Raw genomic sequence first — 1220 nt, forward strand, 5'->3', positions numbered from 1 at the left:
CCTCGGCAGTGGGGGGGGCTGGCGCAGCGCCAGAGGCAGCACCGGGTGCAGACTCGGGCGGACAGGCCGCGGATACAAAACCCGTCTGCACATCCTGCGCACAAAAGACGCAACGCACAGGGCAACCCCTGAAAGGAAGAAAAATCGGCACAAGCGCGCCAACCTGTGCCGGAGGCAGAAACCAGGGCAGGGTTAAAGAAAAAATTCGGGCAGATACCGTTTTCATATATACTCGATGCCTGTGAAGCCATGTGCGGCGCGCACTGCGGCCATTATTTCGGCAAGAAGGCAATTTTTAAGAAAAATCTTGCTCTGCCCGTTAGTTGCGTGTATTTTACACAAAAGTGCCCTTCATGTGAAGCAAGCCTTTGTTTACCATTTGGCCATACCTGTCAGGAACATGTTTGTGACAGACATACCAGCGCCACAACACGCGCCGGAGAACTCACAATGAAGAAAACTCTGACCAAAGCGGATATCGTGGAGGCCATCTACGAAGAAACCGACAAAAACCGCGTTGATGTGAAAAACGTGGTTGAAAAACTGCTGGACATCATGAAAGCGGCCATTAAAAAGGACCGTGCTCTGCTGATCAGCGGTTTCGGCAAGTTTGAATGCTATGACAAAGCGTCACGCAAGGGGCGCAATCCCAAGACAGATGAAACCATTACCCTGCCCCCGCGCAAAGTTATGGTCTTCCGTCTGTCGCGGAAATTCCGCTCAGAACTGAATCCCTAGCCGCGCCGTAACGCCTGCGCCTTCACGGCGGACATCCGCTGGACACCGTAGCGGAGGCTCTTGCGTTCCTTTTTCCGGCCAGCCGTTGCACGGGCAGCATTTCTCGCCCAGTGCTTTTTTATGTCCAGCGACTGCCGTAGCGGGCCTCTGCTACCGTGGATCTCCGGTCTTTTAGCGCCGGGGCTTCCGAAGGCCCGCGTTCCGGGGGGAGGCTGCGCATGCTGTTCAATTCCTATTCCTTTCTCTTTCTGTTTCTGCCTCTTCTGCTGCTGTGCTGGCGGCTGTCGGCGGGCTTCGGTTCCGCCCGGCTGAGTATGGTTCTGCTGCTCTTTTCCACCGTGTTTTATGCCCTCTGGGGACTGCCCTTTCTGCTGCTTCTGATAGGCATATTGATTATGAACTATGCCTTTGCCCTGGCTCTGGCCGCGCCGGAAGCCCCGGCAACGACCAACCCCGGCGCAGGCGACGAAGCATGCGCGGCG

The 1220-nt window shown here is 56.1% G+C and carries 1 protein-coding gene and 1 pseudogene; both read left to right on the top strand.

Annotated elements, in window-relative coordinates:
- The first annotated feature begins 450 nt into the window (after window positions 1-450).
- Complete coding sequence (locus V6C16_RS13645; RefSeq protein WP_333534958.1) at window positions 451-738, top strand: integration host factor subunit alpha; 288 nt, start codon at window positions 451-453, stop codon at window positions 736-738.
- Window positions 739-956: 218 nt separating this feature from the next.
- Window positions 957-1220, top strand: a pseudogene (locus tag V6C16_RS13650) (MBOAT family O-acyltransferase); the annotation flags it as partial.

It is taken from the genome of Desulfovibrio sp. 1188_IL3213 (assembly GCF_036763145.1).
In the GTDB taxonomy this organism is placed as follows: Bacteria; Desulfobacterota; Desulfovibrionia; order Desulfovibrionales; family Desulfovibrionaceae; genus Desulfovibrio.